At 70.5% G+C, this 15274-nt stretch carries 13 protein-coding genes; 5 read left to right on the forward strand and 8 right to left on the reverse strand.

Annotated elements, in window-relative coordinates:
* Positions 1–12: 12 nt before the first annotated feature.
* Entirely contained in the window at positions 13–2394 is a 2382-nt protein-coding gene (locus FB455_RS24790; RefSeq protein ID WP_030272973.1) for a pentapeptide repeat-containing protein, read from the reverse strand.
* Entirely contained in the window at positions 2391–3983 is a 1593-nt protein-coding gene (locus FB455_RS24795) for a nuclease-related domain-containing DEAD/DEAH box helicase (protein WP_013474179.1), read from the reverse strand. Before FB455_RS24795 ends, FB455_RS24790 begins: the two co-directional genes overlap by 4 nt.
* A 226-nt stretch (positions 3984–4209) precedes the next feature.
* Here FB455_RS24795 and FB455_RS24800 point away from each other — a divergent pair, with 226 nt between their 5' ends.
* On the forward strand, positions 4210–5667 hold the full coding sequence (locus FB455_RS24800) for an NYN domain-containing protein (protein WP_030272975.1): 1458 nt from the start codon (positions 4210–4212) through the stop codon (positions 5665–5667).
* Positions 5668–5675: 8 nt separating this feature from the next.
* The gene (locus FB455_RS24805) at positions 5676–6413 is read left to right on the forward strand and encodes a hypothetical protein (RefSeq protein WP_013284295.1); all 738 of its coding nucleotides are present in this window, start codon (positions 5676–5678) and stop codon (positions 6411–6413) included.
* Here the strand turns inward: FB455_RS24805 and FB455_RS24810 are convergent.
* The 6 genes from FB455_RS24810 to FB455_RS24835 all read right to left on the reverse strand — a co-directional run bounded on the left by FB455_RS24810 (position 6398) and on the right by FB455_RS24835 (position 9999).
* Positions 6398–6655 (reverse strand): hypothetical protein, encoded by a 258-nt coding sequence (locus FB455_RS24810; RefSeq protein ID WP_013284294.1) that lies wholly within the window; start codon positions 6653–6655, stop codon positions 6398–6400. The genes FB455_RS24805 and FB455_RS24810 overlap by 16 nt on opposite strands.
* Positions 6656–6868: 213 nt before the next feature.
* Positions 6869–8185: an AAA family ATPase gene (locus tag FB455_RS24815; protein WP_047891238.1), complete on the reverse strand. Its 1317-nt coding sequence runs from the start codon at positions 8183–8185 to the stop codon at positions 6869–6871.
* A gap of 129 nt (positions 8186–8314) precedes the next feature.
* Positions 8315–9142, reverse strand: a complete 828-nt coding sequence (locus FB455_RS24820) for an SAM-dependent methyltransferase (protein WP_013284291.1) — start codon at positions 9140–9142, stop codon at positions 8315–8317.
* Positions 9143–9282: 140 nt separating this feature from the next.
* Complete coding sequence (locus tag FB455_RS24825; protein WP_030272979.1) at positions 9283–9537, reverse strand: hypothetical protein; 255 nt, start codon at positions 9535–9537, stop codon at positions 9283–9285.
* On the reverse strand, positions 9530–9772 hold the full coding sequence (locus tag FB455_RS24830) for a DivIVA domain-containing protein (protein WP_013284289.1): 243 nt from the start codon (positions 9770–9772) through the stop codon (positions 9530–9532). Before FB455_RS24830 ends, FB455_RS24825 begins: the two co-directional genes overlap by 8 nt.
* A complete protein-coding gene (locus FB455_RS24835) occupies positions 9769–9999 on the reverse strand; it encodes a hypothetical protein (protein WP_030272981.1) in 231 nt (76 codons plus the stop codon). The genes FB455_RS24830 and FB455_RS24835 overlap by 4 nt, the downstream gene beginning before the upstream one ends.
* Positions 10000–10242: 243 nt before the next feature.
* Here FB455_RS24835 and FB455_RS24845 point away from each other — a divergent pair, with 243 nt between their 5' ends.
* From FB455_RS24845 to FB455_RS24855, 3 genes are all read left to right on the forward strand, one after another.
* Positions 10243–11250, forward strand: coding sequence for a DUF5919 domain-containing protein (locus FB455_RS24845; RefSeq protein WP_052166199.1), 1008 nt, complete (start codon positions 10243–10245; stop codon positions 11248–11250).
* Positions 11247–12038, forward strand: a complete 792-nt coding sequence (locus FB455_RS24850; RefSeq protein ID WP_030272984.1) for an inositol monophosphatase family protein — start codon at positions 11247–11249, stop codon at positions 12036–12038. Before FB455_RS24845 ends, FB455_RS24850 begins: the two co-directional genes overlap by 4 nt.
* Positions 12039–12192: 154 nt before the next feature.
* Positions 12193–15267: a DEAD/DEAH box helicase gene (locus tag FB455_RS24855; RefSeq protein WP_145755058.1), complete on the forward strand. Its 3075-nt coding sequence runs from the start codon at positions 12193–12195 to the stop codon at positions 15265–15267.
* Positions 15268–15274 lie beyond the last annotated feature (7 nt).

Here is a 15274-nt window from a genome sequence, read left to right on the forward strand (position 1 = left end):
GAGGGCGGCGGCTCAGCCGGCGCCCGCGTTCTCGTGGACCACGTGCGGGCACCCCTCCACCCGGCAGGTGTCCTCCAGCAACGCGCGGATGGCCGGCGTCACCCGCAGGTTCTGCGCAAAGCCCACCATGTCCGCGTAGAGCTGGTTGTGGGTGCGCTCGTAGCGGCGACGCTTCGGGATGGCGGTGAGGAAGCCGGCCCGCACCGCGCCGCTGAGCACCGAGGCCGGGTCGACGATGCGACGGCCCGACAGCAGGCCCTTCTCGTCGAGCGAATCGCGCCGGTAGTGCCCGTCCGGCCGGACGAACTTCAGGAACAGGAACCGCAGTTGCAGCGCGGTGGGGCAGGGACCGACGAAGTGGCGCTCCCGGCGGCCGTCACCGCCGAGCAGGCGGACGAAGTCGTTGACGTCCTCGATCGCCGGACGGCTGTCGATCTCGACCGAGACGAAGCCGGTGAGCTGCCCGAAGTCGGCCTCGGCCAGACTCGGCAGGCAGGCGTCGAAGCGAGTGCCGTGCAGCGTCGCGTCGGACAGGTCACAACCGGCCATCTCGCAGTTCTGGAAGCGGGTCGACTCCAGGTTCGCGCCGCGGAAGCTGACCTCGGCCAGCGACAGGTTCGCGAAGGTCAGCCCGGACAGGTTCTGCCGTTCCAGCGGAGCGTGCGGCAGCAGCCGGTCGCAGTCGGGAAGCCCGAGCAGCACCTGGAGCATGTTGCGGAACGCGGTCGGCGCCGTGGTCGCGCTCGCCAGCCGGGTGAGCAGTTCCTCGCCGGCGGCGAGTTCCCTGATCCGCGCGCACAACACGCGGATGGCGAAGGAGTCCGGCGGGAAGGGCCGGCAGTCCAGCAGTTGCGCGAATCGCACCGGGTTCACCGCGAAGTACCGGGCGGCCCGGTCGCCGATCTGATGCTCGAAGATGACGTCCTGGGCGAAGCGCACCCGCTGCCGCTCCGACGCGGCACGGAAGACCGGCAGGCGGCAGATGGCGTCGGTGCAGCGTTCCCGCTCCACGTCGGAGAGGTCGGCCGGGAGCACGAAGGCGGCGAGTTCGCCGATCTCGTGGACCGGCACACCCCGGTTGTCGTTCTCCAGCTCGGCGACCGCGACGTCGCTGATGATGTCGAGGAGATCCGCCCGGTTGACGACGTTCTCCTGCAACTGCTCCTTCTTGTACTCCCGGTCCATGATCGCGTCCACCGCGTCATGGACCAGGTCCATCTCCGAGTAGTCGTCCGGAATGCCGTCGGTCTGGCCGAGCGCGACCCGCTCGGCCAGCAGTTCGGCGTAGTACGGGGTACCGCAGAGCCGCATCAGCTGCGGCTTCGCGTCGACGATGTCGAGCAGGCGTTGGTCGTCGTCCTGAAGGCGGATCCGCGCGAACGTGCGGATCGACTCGGGTCGCCAGGGCAGCAGGCGGAACTCCTCGACGTACTCGTGCGCCACCGCGAGGAAGTCACGCAGTGCCTGATTGGAGCTGAGCAGCGAGTCCCGGACGCAGAGCAGGATGCGCGGCGTGGTCGGGTTGTCCGGCCGGGCCACGATCTCACGGATGTACTCGAAGAAGTCGGGGTCCTGGGCGATGACCTCGTCCAACCCGTCCAGCAGCCAGCTCGCGAAGCCCCGGGTGAGCATCCACTGGAAGGTGGGCTGCTTGACCGGGCGGGCGACCTCGGTCTGCAACAGGGCGTCGACCATCGGGCCCAACGCCGGCGCGCTCGCCAGCGCGGCGTAGTCGGGCAGCAGCGGCAACGGCCGGTAGGCACGGCGGAGCTGCTTCTTCGCCTTCTGGAAGTTGGTGTAGAGCGTCGCGAACAGCGACTGGAACAGCACGCTCTTGCCGAAACCGGCGGGCGCGGTCACCAGGACGATCGGGCGGTCCCATCCGCTCTGGCTGTCGAACCGGCGGGCCAGCTCGGTCAGCAGGTCGTCGCCGACCGCGCCGGTACCCACCGCCCGGAAGGGCTGCGGTGTCCGCCGGCGAGCCGCCGACTCCCCGTCCCGGGACAGTTGCTGCGCGGCGGTGCCGGCCATCGCCGACGTCGGTGAGTCGTCCCACTTGAACCGGGCGTCGAAGAACTGGATCGGCACCCGGATGTCCACGTTGAACTCGTGCTTGGCAAGCCTGCGGAACTCCGTCGACAGGCCCTGGGTGGACTCCACGAGCAGGAACTTCGCCCCCGGCGTACGGGCCTCCTCGGCGAAGCGTTGCAGAAGGCTCGCCTCCCGCCGGTGCAGGTCGTCGGCGTCCGGGACCGCGGGGCACCAGACGGTCATGTGCTCGCTGTTGTCCGCGTACGCCGCACGGCGGGCCCGGACCACCTCGGCCCGCGTCTGCACGGGAACCGACCACCCCTCCGACTCGAGGAACGTCACCGCCTCGTCGTAGAGCGTCATCGATCATCCTCCATCAGGAATCGGAAGGGTTCCCATCTGTCGTGACCGCCGACGACGTGCAGGAACGCGCAGGCCCGGCTGACCGCGATGTAGCTGGTCGTCCAGTCCTCGTCCCCGTCGTCGGCGTAGACCACGGCCGGTGCCTCGCACCCGTGGAACTGACGCACCGTGCACACCGCCAGGCCGTCACCGCGCAGTCCGGGGCTGACCCGCACGCCCTGGCCGGCCAGTGCCCGGCGGATCGCGGCATGGCTGCCCTGCGTCGCGGTCACCAGGACCGCCTGGCTGGTCGCCAGGTCCTTCACGATCTCCACGACCGCGTCCACGCAGGCCCCGACGAGATCCGCCGTGCCGTCGGTGAACCGGGGCCGCCGGCCGTCCGGGCCGGTGAACGGCGTGTGCGCCCCGGAGACGCGTGCCACCAACTTGGCGATGGGCAGCGTGTTGCGGCAGTTCTCGGTCAGCCAGAACTCGTTGAACGCCCCGTCCGGACGCCACGTGCCGGACCGGTCCCGCTGGTACGGGTCGGCGAACAGCACGACCGAGCCGTCCGGCCGGACGAGTTCGCGCAACGCCACCAGCAGGTCCTCGTCGTGGCTCTGCGCCTCGTCCACGATGAGGCAGTCCAGCGGTCGCCCGTACGCCTCGACCAGGCTCAGCACGGTGGCCCACAACGGCTCGCCCTCGTACCCGCCGATCCGGTCGGCCCCGAACAGGTCGCACAGGACGTCCTGCGGATCGCCGGAGCTCACCCCCGGTACCCGCAACTGGCGGCGGATCTCCAGGCGCAGGTCACGCTGCTGCCCGATCACCGCCACGCGCAGCCCGCGGGCCGCCAGCTCCCGCGCCCGTTCCTGGGCCAGCAGGGTCTTGCCGGTGCCCGCCGCGCCGAGTACGAGCGACGCCGGGCGGCGGGACGTGCCCGCCAGCACCTCCAACTGCCGCCCGGTGAGCTGGATCTGGCGCCGGGTCAGGCGGTCCAGGTCGTCAGCGGCCAGGTCGACGTCGTAGCGCAGGGTGCGCGCGACCACCGCGCTCGGCGCCAGCGCCGCCAACGCCTGCTCGAAGTCCGACCGGCTGGTCCATCCGCGCTGGTCCCAGTGGGCCATGACGCGTTCCACCAGGACCGGCGCATGCTCCAGCGAGGCTGCGGTCAGCACGATCGTGTCCGGGGCGTGCGGACCGAGGTTGCCCGACGGCCGCCCGTCGGTGAACACGACGCAGTGCCCGGCCGGCACCTGCCGGATACCCGTGCTGCGGCGCAGCCAGTTGGCCAGCGCGTACCGGTTGCGCACCGCCTGGTCGAACGGATCGCCGAGCGGCACGTCGGCGCCGCGCCGGGAGGCGAACCACTGCCGGTCGGTGACCCGGTAGCCGCCGTCCTTGACCTCCATGATCAGCAGCCCGTGCCGGGGATGGAGCAGGACGAAGTCGGTCTCACCGATCCGGAGCCGGGCCTGGCCGGAGTCGACGTACGCCAGGTTGTGCAGCACGCACCACGAGTCGTTCAGGGAGCGGAGACGCTCGAAGACGACCCGCTCGCCGCGCGTGGCGTTCGTTCGCTGATGCCGCGGGAAGAAGCGCGCCAAGACCGCCTCCGGGCGGAAGACGAACAGGAAACCTCATTGTCGGTGGGCGGCAGCCAGGCATTCCACCACCTGAATTACCGTCTTCTGTAGACGATCGGTCACCTTGAGGTCACGCACCGCACACCGAACTGACAGGCATCGTGCCCGAACGGATGAAGCGGCAACGGCAGGACGGGGGGCCAGAATTCGGATACAAGCACCTCGATCAGCTCGGGGAGGAATGCGCATGCCGGTCGGGAACACGGGCGTCCTACTCGTCGACTGGGACAACCTGGCCGGCGCCGTCATCGGTCGTGGCCACCTGGTCGAGCGGGGCATCGTCGACGCGCTCTGGAGCGACGCGACCACCAGGTGCGGTGGCCACCTCCAGTACAAGCACATGGCGGCGGTGCGGTTCGACGGCAGCATCACCACCGCCATGACGGAGCACCTCATCGACGCCGAGGTGGTGGTCAGCCTGAAGGAACAGGCCGACATCCACCTCACCGTGCTCGCCATGGACTACCTCCACCAGGGCTGCGGTCAGTTCGTGCTGGTCACCGGTGACCAGGACTTCATTCCGTTGATCCGCCGCCTGCTGCGGGACGGCTGCCGGGTGACGGTCGTCTACGGCGACCCGGACCGGCTCTCCCCGCAGTTCCGGAGCATCCTCACGCTGCCGGGGCTCGACTCGATCTGCATCGACGACATCTACTCGCTCCGGCAGCCGCCCGCCGCCGACTGCAAGGCCCTGCTCGGCCTGGTCGAACTGCAACGACGCGGTGTCATCCTGGGCGGACGGGAACAGGCCGAGCGCACCGCGACGCTGGCGCAGTGGGGCATCCTGCCCGACGAGGACGAACTGCGGTACTGGGCGCTCATCGAGTCCATCGGGCAGAAGGTCACCCGCACCGACGCGGCGGTACGCGCCAAGGACGGTTTCCTGCCCCGCCCGATGACCCGCGTCTACGTCGACCTGAACGCCGGCCGGTTCACCGATCTCGTCGCCGTCGACTACGCCGTGCGGCGCCTGGCGGCCCGGCCGAAAGGGCTGACCGCCACCCAGCTCCGCAGCGGGCCGTTCCAGTCCGACGACGGATCGCGGCTGTTGCGCGTGCTCGACGCGCTCACCGCCGTGCGGCTGGTGCGCAGGGGCGCCGACGACACGTACTCGGTGACCACCGACGATCTCGCACTGGGCTATCTGGAGCCGCTGTGGCGGGTGCACGCGGCCCTGACCATGGAGTCCTTCCGGCAGCAGCGGCGTTCCATCCCGTACCGGAAGCTGTCCGGGCTGATCGGCGCCGGCGGTGTCGGACAGGGGCCGAACCGACGCGCCGCCGGCGCGGTCAGCCAGGCCATCCGGTACGCCGCCACGGCCGGCGTGATCGACGCGGTCGCGGTCGACGGCGACCGTCACGCGATCGCCACCGACTCGGCGTTCGTCCGGCCGATCGAGAACGCCTACCACGAGCTGTACCGCGCGTTCGCCGATCGCGGCCCGAGCCCGGTGCCGGAGAACGAGATCCTGGAGTTCATGACGGTGCGGGACCGGACCCGGGCGGAGCCGGTGTTCGGCTACGACTCCCGCGACCGGCACCGGATCCTGCGGGTTCTCGCCCAGTCCCGGGCGCTCACCTGGCGGGACGAGAAGGTCACCGTTCCGCGTACCCGATGGGGCGACGCCGGATCGTCGTTCGTCTAGGGGCCGTCGTGCTCCGCCGGGTCCGGGCCCGCCTCAACGCCGTCGGACGCCACGGGCTGGTGTTCGCCGGGGCGGTGGCGACCTGCGCCGCAGTGGCCGCCGTGGTGGTGGCGGTCGCCGGCCCCGGTCAGCGGGCCGCCCCGATCGTCGGCTCCTTCGCCGTCATCGCCTCCACGGTCGGCGCGCTCGCGGCGATCCACCTCTCCCGGCAGGCGCTGGCCCGCACCGACCGGCAGCTGGAGGAGACCCGCCGCTCACTGGTGCTGAGCCGGTACCCGCTGCTGCTCCCGGTACACCAGGCGGTGGCCTTTCCGGACTCCGGCGGCATGGTGACGCACCACCCGCCCGCCGAGGACCGGTTCGCGCTCGCCTCGGCGCCGGAGCCGGCGTACGCATTCCTCGCGATCACGAAGAACCGCCTGGTCGTCCCGGTGGAGAACGTCGGCGAGGGGCCGGCGCTGCGGGTCAGCGGGACGTTGTGGTGCTCGGACGGCCGCAGCGGCCCGGTCACCGGGGTGTCCGCGCTCGGCGCGGGCCGGAGCGGCGTGCTGGCGGCCGTGCTGAGCCACGACGGGCGACCGACACCGGAGCGGTTGCGGGCGATGGTGGCGCGGGACACCGGGCCGGCCATCGCCTACCAGCTCGACCTGCACTACGTCGACGTCTTCGCCAACGCCCGCCGGACGACCGCACTGTTCGACCCGCGGGGACGCGGCGCGTGGCAGCACTCCTACGACGACGAATAGCCCTCGTTGAAGCCCTCCACGAACCCGCCCGCGAACCCGGAGAGGACACATCCGGCACAACACAGGATCACCAGCAGCGCCGGCACCGCGACCCAGAGGACTATCGCCCACCTGCCGTTCTCCTGGGCCGGCGGCGGCTGCACGAACGCCTGCGGCGGGTACTGCGGCGGCGGGTAGTGCGCCTGCTGCTGGTACGGATCCGGCTGGTACGGATCCTGGTAGTACGGGTCGTGAGGGTGCATCCGGCCATCGTGCCCACCGACCGCAACCGCCGGAACACCCGAACGGCCGGAAAGGGGAAAGCCCCAGCACGAGGCTGGGGCCGGGTATTGAGACGGCTCGGACAACGACTACATGTCAGCTCATCGTCGCCAGCCACCATCTCCCCTACGAGCAAGGTTAGGGTCACCCTCCGCAAGCGTCAACTCGGTCACCCGTACGAGTTGGGACGCCGATCATGCCATCCGAACAACCCCTCGTCCGGCCCGGTGGGCATCGAGGTGGGTCAGCACCGTCTGGTTGGCCTCCCAGCCGTCCGGGAACTTCACCGGCACGTCCAGGTGCACCCGCTCGGTCGACGGATACGCGTCGAGCAGCTCACCGATCCCGGCCCGCGCCACCACCACGCACGCGTGCCGGTGCCGTGACGCCAGCACGCACAGCCGCCCCGACTCCAGGTGGAACGCGGTGGCGTCGCGCCGGCCGGAGAGCGGGTGCAGCACGATCGTCACGTCGTACTCCCGGCCCTGGAGCCGGTTGGCGGTGTCGACGGTGATGCCCGCCCCGGCCGCGCCCAGCCGGGACCGGATGGCCGCGACCTGGTCGCGGTGCGCGGCCCCGACGGCGATCCGGTCCGCGGTGACCGGCGCGCCGCCCGGCGCGGCCTCGCTCACCGCGACCGCGCCGCGCCGCAGCACCCGCAACGCCAGCTCCGCGCAGGCCGCGGCAGCCTCCCCGTCGGTACGCACGGTGTGCCGGGCGGGCAGCTCGTGCAACGCCCAGCCGGTGGCGGCGGCCACCTCGACCGAGGCGTCGTAGGCGTCACCCGCACCCGCCTCGGTGAACGTCAGCGCCCGGTCGGACGGCCCGGTCCCGGCGCGGAACCCGGTGAACGGGTAGAACGCGGCGGACACCACCGGGGCGGCCGAGTCGGGCAGCCGCCACGACACCGGCAGCCGGTGCACCGGCAGCTCCGGGTTGTGCCGCAGCAGCGTGGCCACCGCCGACTGCATCGGATCCCAGGTCAGGCCGGTCCAGCGGAACGTCTCCACGGTGCTGAACGGATCGAGCTGACCGGGGTCGCCGACGAACAGCGCCCGCTCGAACCGCCCCGCCACGCGCAGCAGCGCGTCCGCGCGCATCTGGTACGCCTCGTCCACGATCGCCCACGGCCAGCTCCCCTCGGTGACAGTGGCCCACTTGGCCGCCGTACCGATGGTGACCGCCGGGCCGCCCAGGTCGGCGACCTTCGCCGCGACCCGGACCGCCGGATGGGCGGTGACCCGCTCGGTGGGCCGGTAGTCGGTGGCGGAGAGCCGCCCGACGCGCAGCTCCGGCGCCCTGCGGCCGAGCCGGTCGATGAGGTCGTCCACCTGCTCGTTGGTCTGCGCCACGATCATCAGCGGATCGCCGGTGGCGGCGGTCTCGACGGCGGCGCGGACGACGAGGGTGGACTTCCCGGCGCCGGGTGGCGAGTCCACGACGACGCCGCGGTGCGTGCCGTCGCGCAGATCCCGCAGCACACGCTGGATCACCTGCTCGGCTTCGTGCAAGGAAGGGCCCCCTTTTAACGTCTCCGGTAGAGGCGGGGCCCCTTCTTAACACGTGCCACCTGGGCGCGGCTCCGGCACCTGCGCTTCGGGTCGTACCGTCGAGGGCTCGCAGCGTCCGCGAGCGGACGCCTACGGCTTGCGGGCGAGCAGCCCGACGAAGGTGTGGTAGGTGTCGGTTTGCTGCGGGGCCGGCGCGTCCGGGTCCGGACGCCACTCGGCCAGCGGCACCAGGCCCGGCTCCAGCGGCGTCAGCCCGTCGGCGAAGGCGAGGATCTCCTCGTCGGTACGCCAACGACCGGTGCCGAGCGACTCGTTGAACACCCGCTCGACCTCGCGGGCCTTGCGGGAACCCTCCGGATCCCGCTCACCCGGGTCACGGAAGTGCGAGATCGCGACGTAACTGCCGGACGGCAGCGCGTCGATCAACGCCGCTGCGACCGATCGCGGGTCCTCGTCGTCGCCGATGTGGTGCAGGATCGCGAAGAGCAGCAGCCCGATCGGGCGGTCGAAGTCGAGGAACCGGCGGACGTCCGGGTCGTTGAGGATCTCCTCCGGCTCGCGGATGTCGGCCTGGATCACCGTCGCGGTGCCCTCCGCGGCGAGCAGCGCCCGCCCGTGCGCCAGGACGATCGGGTCGTTGTCCACGTACACGACACGGGCAGCCGGGTTGTGCTCGACGGCGACCTCGTGCACGTTGCCCTGGGTGGGCAGCCCCGACCCGATGTCGAGGAACTGGTCGATGCCCGCCTCGGTCACGAGGTGGCGGATCACCCGGCGCAGGAACGCCCGGTTCGCCTGACCGGCGGCCGGCCCGTCCGGCGTGATCCGCAGGGCGTGCTCGGCGACCTTCCGGTCGACCTCGAAGTTGTCCTTGCCGCCCAGGAAGTAGTCGTAGACCCGGGCCACGCTGGGAACGGTGACGTCGATTCCGGGCGGTGCGGCCTTGTCGCGGGTCACAGGCGTCTCCAGGCTCCGTGGGCGGTTCCGGGCGTTTTCGGGGAGTGTAGCGACCGTACAGGGTGGATGGTCGCCCCAGATGGGATCGCTCCCACCGGTCCGGCCCGTCACCAGGGCGTTCATCGATCGACACGCCGAGGTCATCGCAGCTCCGCCGCCCCGCACCACCCGTCGTGACCATCCCGGTGTCCGCAGCGCCCGCCGCCGGGCAGCCGCACGTCACACCAGACCCGGTACCGCAGGTGCTGGGCGTCCTCCTCGCTGAGCGTCGTCTCGCCGAAGTCGACGGCAGGCAGGTGCCCGAGAGACCGCGCGAGCGCGGCTGCCAGCTCGACGGCGGCGTCCCGGCACGTCAGCGTGGTCGGCAGGTGGATTATCCAGCGCGGCTCAGTCATCGTGGCCGCGCCGCCGGCAGCCGTTGTGCCGGGACTGCCACTGCCGCAGCGCCTGGCGAATCCGCTCCGACTCGGTGCGCGCCGTGGTGAGCTCCCGGTGCAGGCGGTCCATCTCGTCGGCGACCCGGCACAGGTAGTCGTGCACCTGCGCCGGGTCCAGCCCACGCCAGCGGGTGTCGAAGAATGCGCTGCGCACCTGGTACGCCTGCACCCGCTCCCCGGTCACGTAGATCACGACGCCACCGTCCCGTCCGCCACGGCCTCGTCGGGCAGCCCGGCCGCGGCGAGCGTCGCCCTCCCCCACCGGGCCAGCCGGCAGGGGTACGGGACGCGCTCGCTGCGGCACAGCGGTCCCTGCGGCCAGTGCTCGGGCACGTGTACGCGCACGGCCAGCGCGGCGACGAGTAGTTCCTCGTCGGTGACAGGGGTGAGGACGGGGAAGTCGGCGAGTACGGCGGACATCGGCGGGCGCCTCCGGGTCGGGGTCTCGTGGAGTGGCGCCGGGGCGGGCGGGGACGGCGGGAGCCGCGATCGGGGGACGCGGTGCCACCGGAGCCCGGCACCCGCCCCGGGCCATGCGTCAAGCCTTGTCAGTCCCGCCTCTGCACAACATGACTACGCACTGCACCGTGGCGGTAACTGCACCGCACCAATGCGGGCTACGCTGCCTCAGGTCTGAACTACGCGTGATCGAGGACGGCGCGAATGACGACCGTGCAGAAGTGGACGGGCCGGGAAACGCGGGCCTTGCGACAGGCCCTGCGGATGAGCATTCGCGACTTCTCCGCGCACCTCGGCGTCGCCGAACGAACCGTCTCGAAGTGGGAGGCCGCGATGGAAGCGGCTTGTCCCCGGCCGGAGATGCAGGCCGCCCTCGACACCGCACTCGGATCGGCAGCGGAGGATGCTCGCAGCCGCTTCGCCTCGACCCAACGGAACGACGCGGGACTCGCGGTCACGGCAGAAGTCGCCTCCGACCTCGCGGCTGCGGCACGGCGACGCCTGGCCGACGTTCGGAGCGCCGTCGGACTGTCGCCGGAAGCCTTCGCTCGCCTGCTCGGCACCATTCTCGGGTGGAGTCCAACAGCTCAGCGCGTCATTGACTGGGAGACGACGGAAACACCCCCCGGAGACATCCTCCTGGCCCTTGACGTGTTACGCGGTCCGGCGGCCGACAACCTAGCTGGTCTGATCGCGGTCTTTCCAAGCCGGTCGCAGCTCACCGCTCACCTGCCCGCGGAACGCCTCCTAGATGGCGCACGTCGCGTCCGTGCGATCGGGTTGTCTCTCAACATGCTCTGCCAGGATTACGCGGACCGTCACTGGCAAGCGCTCCTGGCAAGCGGCACCCACGCACGATGCCTGTTTTTGGATCCAGCGGGGACAGCGATCAAGGCGCGCGAGGCGGAGGAGGGATTCCTATCCGGGCAGCTCACGGCGCTGACGAAACTCAACCTGGAGACATTGCTGCGAGTCCGCGAGCGCCTACCCGTTGAACTCCGGACTCGGATGGAGTTGGCGACCTATGACGAGACTCTTCGCTTCAACGTCGTGCTCGCGGATGATCAGTGTGTGGCGCAGCCCTACCTGACCGACAGTCGCGGCGTCGACTCACCCGCCTTCGTGATCCAACGAGACGCGCACCGGACCGGGCTCTACCAGGTGTTCGAGCAGTTCTTCGAGTCGCATTGGCAGCGCGGGAAGGCGCTGTGAGCGCCTATAAGGACCTCCTTCCCGTCGCGACCGAGGCCGTCAGGCGAGCTGTTCTGGCGATGCGGCAGGGCGTTCCTGGCGCACTCACCCTCAAGGGCGACCGCGACGTCGCCTCCGACCTCGACTTCGCTATCGAGCGGGATGTTCGCGCCTTCCTGGCAGCGGAGACGCCCGACATCGGCTTTCTCGGTGAAGAGGAGGGAAACGCCGGTCGAGCCGACCTCCGGTGGGTACTCGACCCCATCGACGGCACCGCGAACTTCCTCCGTCGGTTGCCGATGTGCGCCGTCTCGCTCGCACTCGTGCATCGGAACAATCCGGTGCTCGGCGTGATCGAGCTGCCGTTCCTGGGCTCGCTCTACACCGCCGTGGAAGGCTGCGGCGCGCACGCTAACGGGCAGCGCATAGCGACTAGCGGGGTCAGCGTCTTGAGGGACGCGATCGTCGCCGTCGGCGATTACGCGGTCGGACCCGACGCCGATACCAAGAACGCGATGAGACTCGCCCTGGCCGCCCAGCTCGCTGCACGGGCCCAGCGCGTACGAATGACGGGTAGCGCCGCGCTCGACCTGGCCTGGCTCGCCGAGGGACGACTGGACGCTGCGATAACTCTTTCGAACCACCTGTGGGACATGGCAGCCGGCGTCATCATCGCGCGGGAGGCGGGGGCTCTCGTGGTGGATCGGTACGGCGCCGCGCACGACAGTGCATCTCAGGAGACACTGGCGGCGTCTCCGCTGCTCATGCCGGCGATACTCGACCTGTATTGGGGTGCGGCAGGCTTATGAGCGATTCCTCTCTTCGTACTGAAGGATCTGCGGCCATGCCATCTGACGCCTGGAACCAGGATCGCTGTCGATGATCCGACAGACGCAGGGACAAAGCTTCTGACGCCTACCGCACCGGCTTCCGCCCGGCGTTCATCGCGGCTAGCTTGCCTTCGTGGGGGATCTTGAGCAGGGCATCTACGAACACCTGATCACGGAGAAGCTGGCGACGCAGCTCAGGCATGTCGATAGCGCCCTCGTCCGGGATGCGAAGCTGGATGCCGCCGACGCGCACGACGTCCTGGCCCGGCACATCGCGGGCCTCGCGCGGCGGGCGCTCCTCGGCGTCGGCGGCGGAGGGAACAAGCTGGCCCGGCAGGTTGACCTGGCAAACCGCATCGCCGCGCACATCGCTCAGGCCGAGCCCCGCGCCGTCACCGCCGACGACCAGGTGGCAGACGCCCAACGTCTGTTGCACGCCATCGCCTCACCGCCCACCCCACCGGCCGCACCGGTCTTCCCGATCCGCCCCTCGACGCCGCTTTCCACCGGCGCGCTCCTGGTCAACGGCCGGCACCAGCCGCGCATCGGCCACGAGGTCAGCCACGAGATGGCGTCGGCGGACGAGGTGGACCTGCTCTGCGCCTTCATCAAGTGGCACGGGCTGCGCATCATCGAGCCCGCGATCACCGAGCTGGTCGGCAGAGGCGGTCGGGTACGGGTCATCACGACGACGTACATGGGCGCCACCGATCAGCGGGCGCTCGATCGGCTCGCCGAGCTGGGTGCCGAGATCAAGGTGTCCTACGAGACGCGGACCACCCGCCTGCACGCCAAGGCATGGCTGTTCCGGCGGAACAACGGCACCACCACCGCGTACGTCGGCTCGTCGAACCTCTCCAAGACCGCGCTCGTCGACGGCGTGGAGTGGAACGTGCGCATCTCGAACCTGGAGCAGCCGCACATCATCGACACGTTCGAGGCGACGTTCGCCGACTACTGGAACGACTCGGCGTTCGAGACCTACGACCCGGCAGCCGATGGCGAGCGCCTACGTGTCGCGTTGCGCGGGGAACGCGCCGACGACGCACCGACTGAGATCGCGAACCTGGACGTGCGGCCGTTCCCGTACCAGCAGGAAGTTCTTGACGACCTCGACGCCGAACGCCTGGTGCACGGCCGCTGGCGCAACCTGGTGGTGATGGCGACCGGCACCGGCAAGACGGTGGTGGCGGCGCTCGACTATCGCCGGCTCCGGCGAGCCGGCCGCGTCGACTCGCTGCTCTTCGTCGCACATCAGGAGCAGATCCTGCGGCAGAGCCGGTCGGTGTTCCGCCAGGTCATGGGTGACGGCACGTTTGGCGAGACGCTTGTGGGCGGCGATCGGCCGCAGGGGTGGAAGCACGTCTTCGCGTCGATCCAGTCGTTGCGCCAGCGGGAGATCGACCCCGAGGCGTTCGACATGGTGATCGTCGACGAGTTCCACCACGCCGAGGCGGCCACCTACACGGCGCTGCTGGAACGGCTTCGGCCGCGCGTACTCCTGGGTCTGACCGCGACGCCCGAGCGGAGCGACGGCCGTGACGTGCGCCGGTGGTTCGACGGCCGCGCGTCGGTGGAGTTGCACCTGTGGGAGGCCCTCGAACGGCAGTTGCTGGCGCCGTTTCAGTATTTCGGCCTGCACGACGACGTGGACCTGACGCGGGTGCGGTGGAAGCGCGGACAGGGGTACGACAAGGGCGAGCTCGACGGCGTCTACACCGGCAATCACGCACGGGCGCGGCTCATCCTGCACGCGGTCCGGCGGATCGCTGACGTCGGGCGGATGCGCGCGCTCGGCTTCTGCGTCAGCATCGGGCACGCGGAGTTCATGGCCGACTGGTTCACCCGGCACGGTGTACCGGCGGCGGCAGTGACATCGCAGGTCAACCGGCCGGAGCAGCACACGCTGATCGACCGCTTCCGCAAGCGCGAGGTGAAGGTGCTCTTCACTGTCGACCTGTTCAACGAGGGCGTCGACCTGCCGATGGTCGACACCATCCTCATGTTGCGCCCCACCGAGAGCGCCACGATCTTCCTCCAGCAGCTCGGACGGGGTCTGCGGCTGGACGACGACAAGCCGTGCCTGACGGTGCTCGACTTCATCGGCGGTCAGCACGCGAACTTCCGGTTCGACATGCGCTGGCGGGCGCTCGCCGGGGTCAGCCGGCGGGCGGTCGAAGCGGCCGTCCGGGAGGACTTCCCCTCGCTACCCAGCGGCTGCCACATCGAGCTGGACCGGGTGGCGAAGGAGATCGTCCTCGCCAACCTCAAGTCGGCGCTCCCGACGTCGAAGAACGCGCTTGTGGCCGAGCTGCGGCAGCTCGGCGACGTCAGTCTGTCCGACTTCCTGCGCGAGACCGGCCTGGAAATCGAGGACGTCTACCGATCGGCGAGCATCGGCGGCTGGGCCGGGCTGCGGCGCCTCGCCGGTCTCGACCCGGACGAAGGCGGCCCGGACGACCGTGACCTGAGCCGGGCCATCGGCCGGATGCTCCACACCGATGATGTCGACAGGTTGGATCTGATCGCTCAGGTCGCCGCCGGACAGCGCCCCACCGCCGGGCGGCTGCTCGACATGCTGCACTTCAGCCTGTGGGGGGCGTCGGTGCCGCTGGCCGAACGCGACGCCCGGCTCAGGAGGCTGTGGGCGGAACCGGCGCGCTGTGCCGAGCTGCCGCAGGTAGTCGACGTGCTCCGTGACCGCATCCATCGGGTCACCGAGCCACCTGCCCCGGGCCGGGTGCCGCTGCGGGTACACGCCCGCTACAGCCGCAACGAGGCGTGCGCAGCATTCGGCATGACCAACCCCGGCTCGCTGCGCGAGGGCGTGAAGTGGCTGCCCGACGAGCGCGCGGATCTGTTCTTCGTCACGCTCGTGAAGTCCGAGGAGCACTACTCCCCCACCACCATGTACGCCGACCGCGCTATCACGGACAAGCTGTTCCAGTGGGAGTCGCAGAGCACCACCTCATCAGGCTCGGCCACCGGCCAGCGGTACGTCAACCACGTCGCGCAGGGCTCGACGGTGCACCTGTTCGTCCGCGAGACCAAGATCGCCGATCGCGACCTGGGCGCACCGCCGTACCTGTACGCGGGTCCGATGACATACCGGGAGCACAGCGGCGACCGGCCCATGCGGATCCTCTGGGAGCTGCGGCATCCGCTGCCCGCCGACATGTACGCCGCCGCCCGGGCGATCGCTGCCTGACCTGGGA

This window comes from Micromonospora sp. CNZ296, from assembly GCF_007827635.1.

Excerpts from the sequence above, each read along its gene's own strand:
- FB455_RS24845 (WP_052166199.1), top strand. The coding sequence starts at position 10,243 with ATGACGACCGTGCAGAAGTGGACGGGCCGGGAAACGCGGGCCTTGCGA.
- FB455_RS24800 (WP_030272975.1), top strand. The coding sequence starts at position 4,210 with ATGCCGGTCGGGAACACGGGCGTCCTACTCGTCGACTGGGACAACCTG.
- FB455_RS24790 (WP_030272973.1), bottom strand. The coding sequence starts at position 2,394 with ATGACGCTCTACGACGAGGCGGTGACGTTCCTCGAGTCGGAGGGGTGG.
- FB455_RS24810 (WP_013284294.1), bottom strand. The coding sequence starts at position 6,655 with ATGCACCCTCACGACCCGTACTACCAGGATCCGTACCAGCCGGATCCG.
- FB455_RS24835 (WP_030272981.1), bottom strand. The coding sequence starts at position 9,999 with ATGTCCGCCGTACTCGCCGACTTCCCCGTCCTCACCCCTGTCACCGAC.
- FB455_RS24825 (WP_030272979.1), bottom strand. The coding sequence starts at position 9,537 with ATGACTGAGCCGCGCTGGATAATCCACCTGCCGACCACGCTGACGTGC.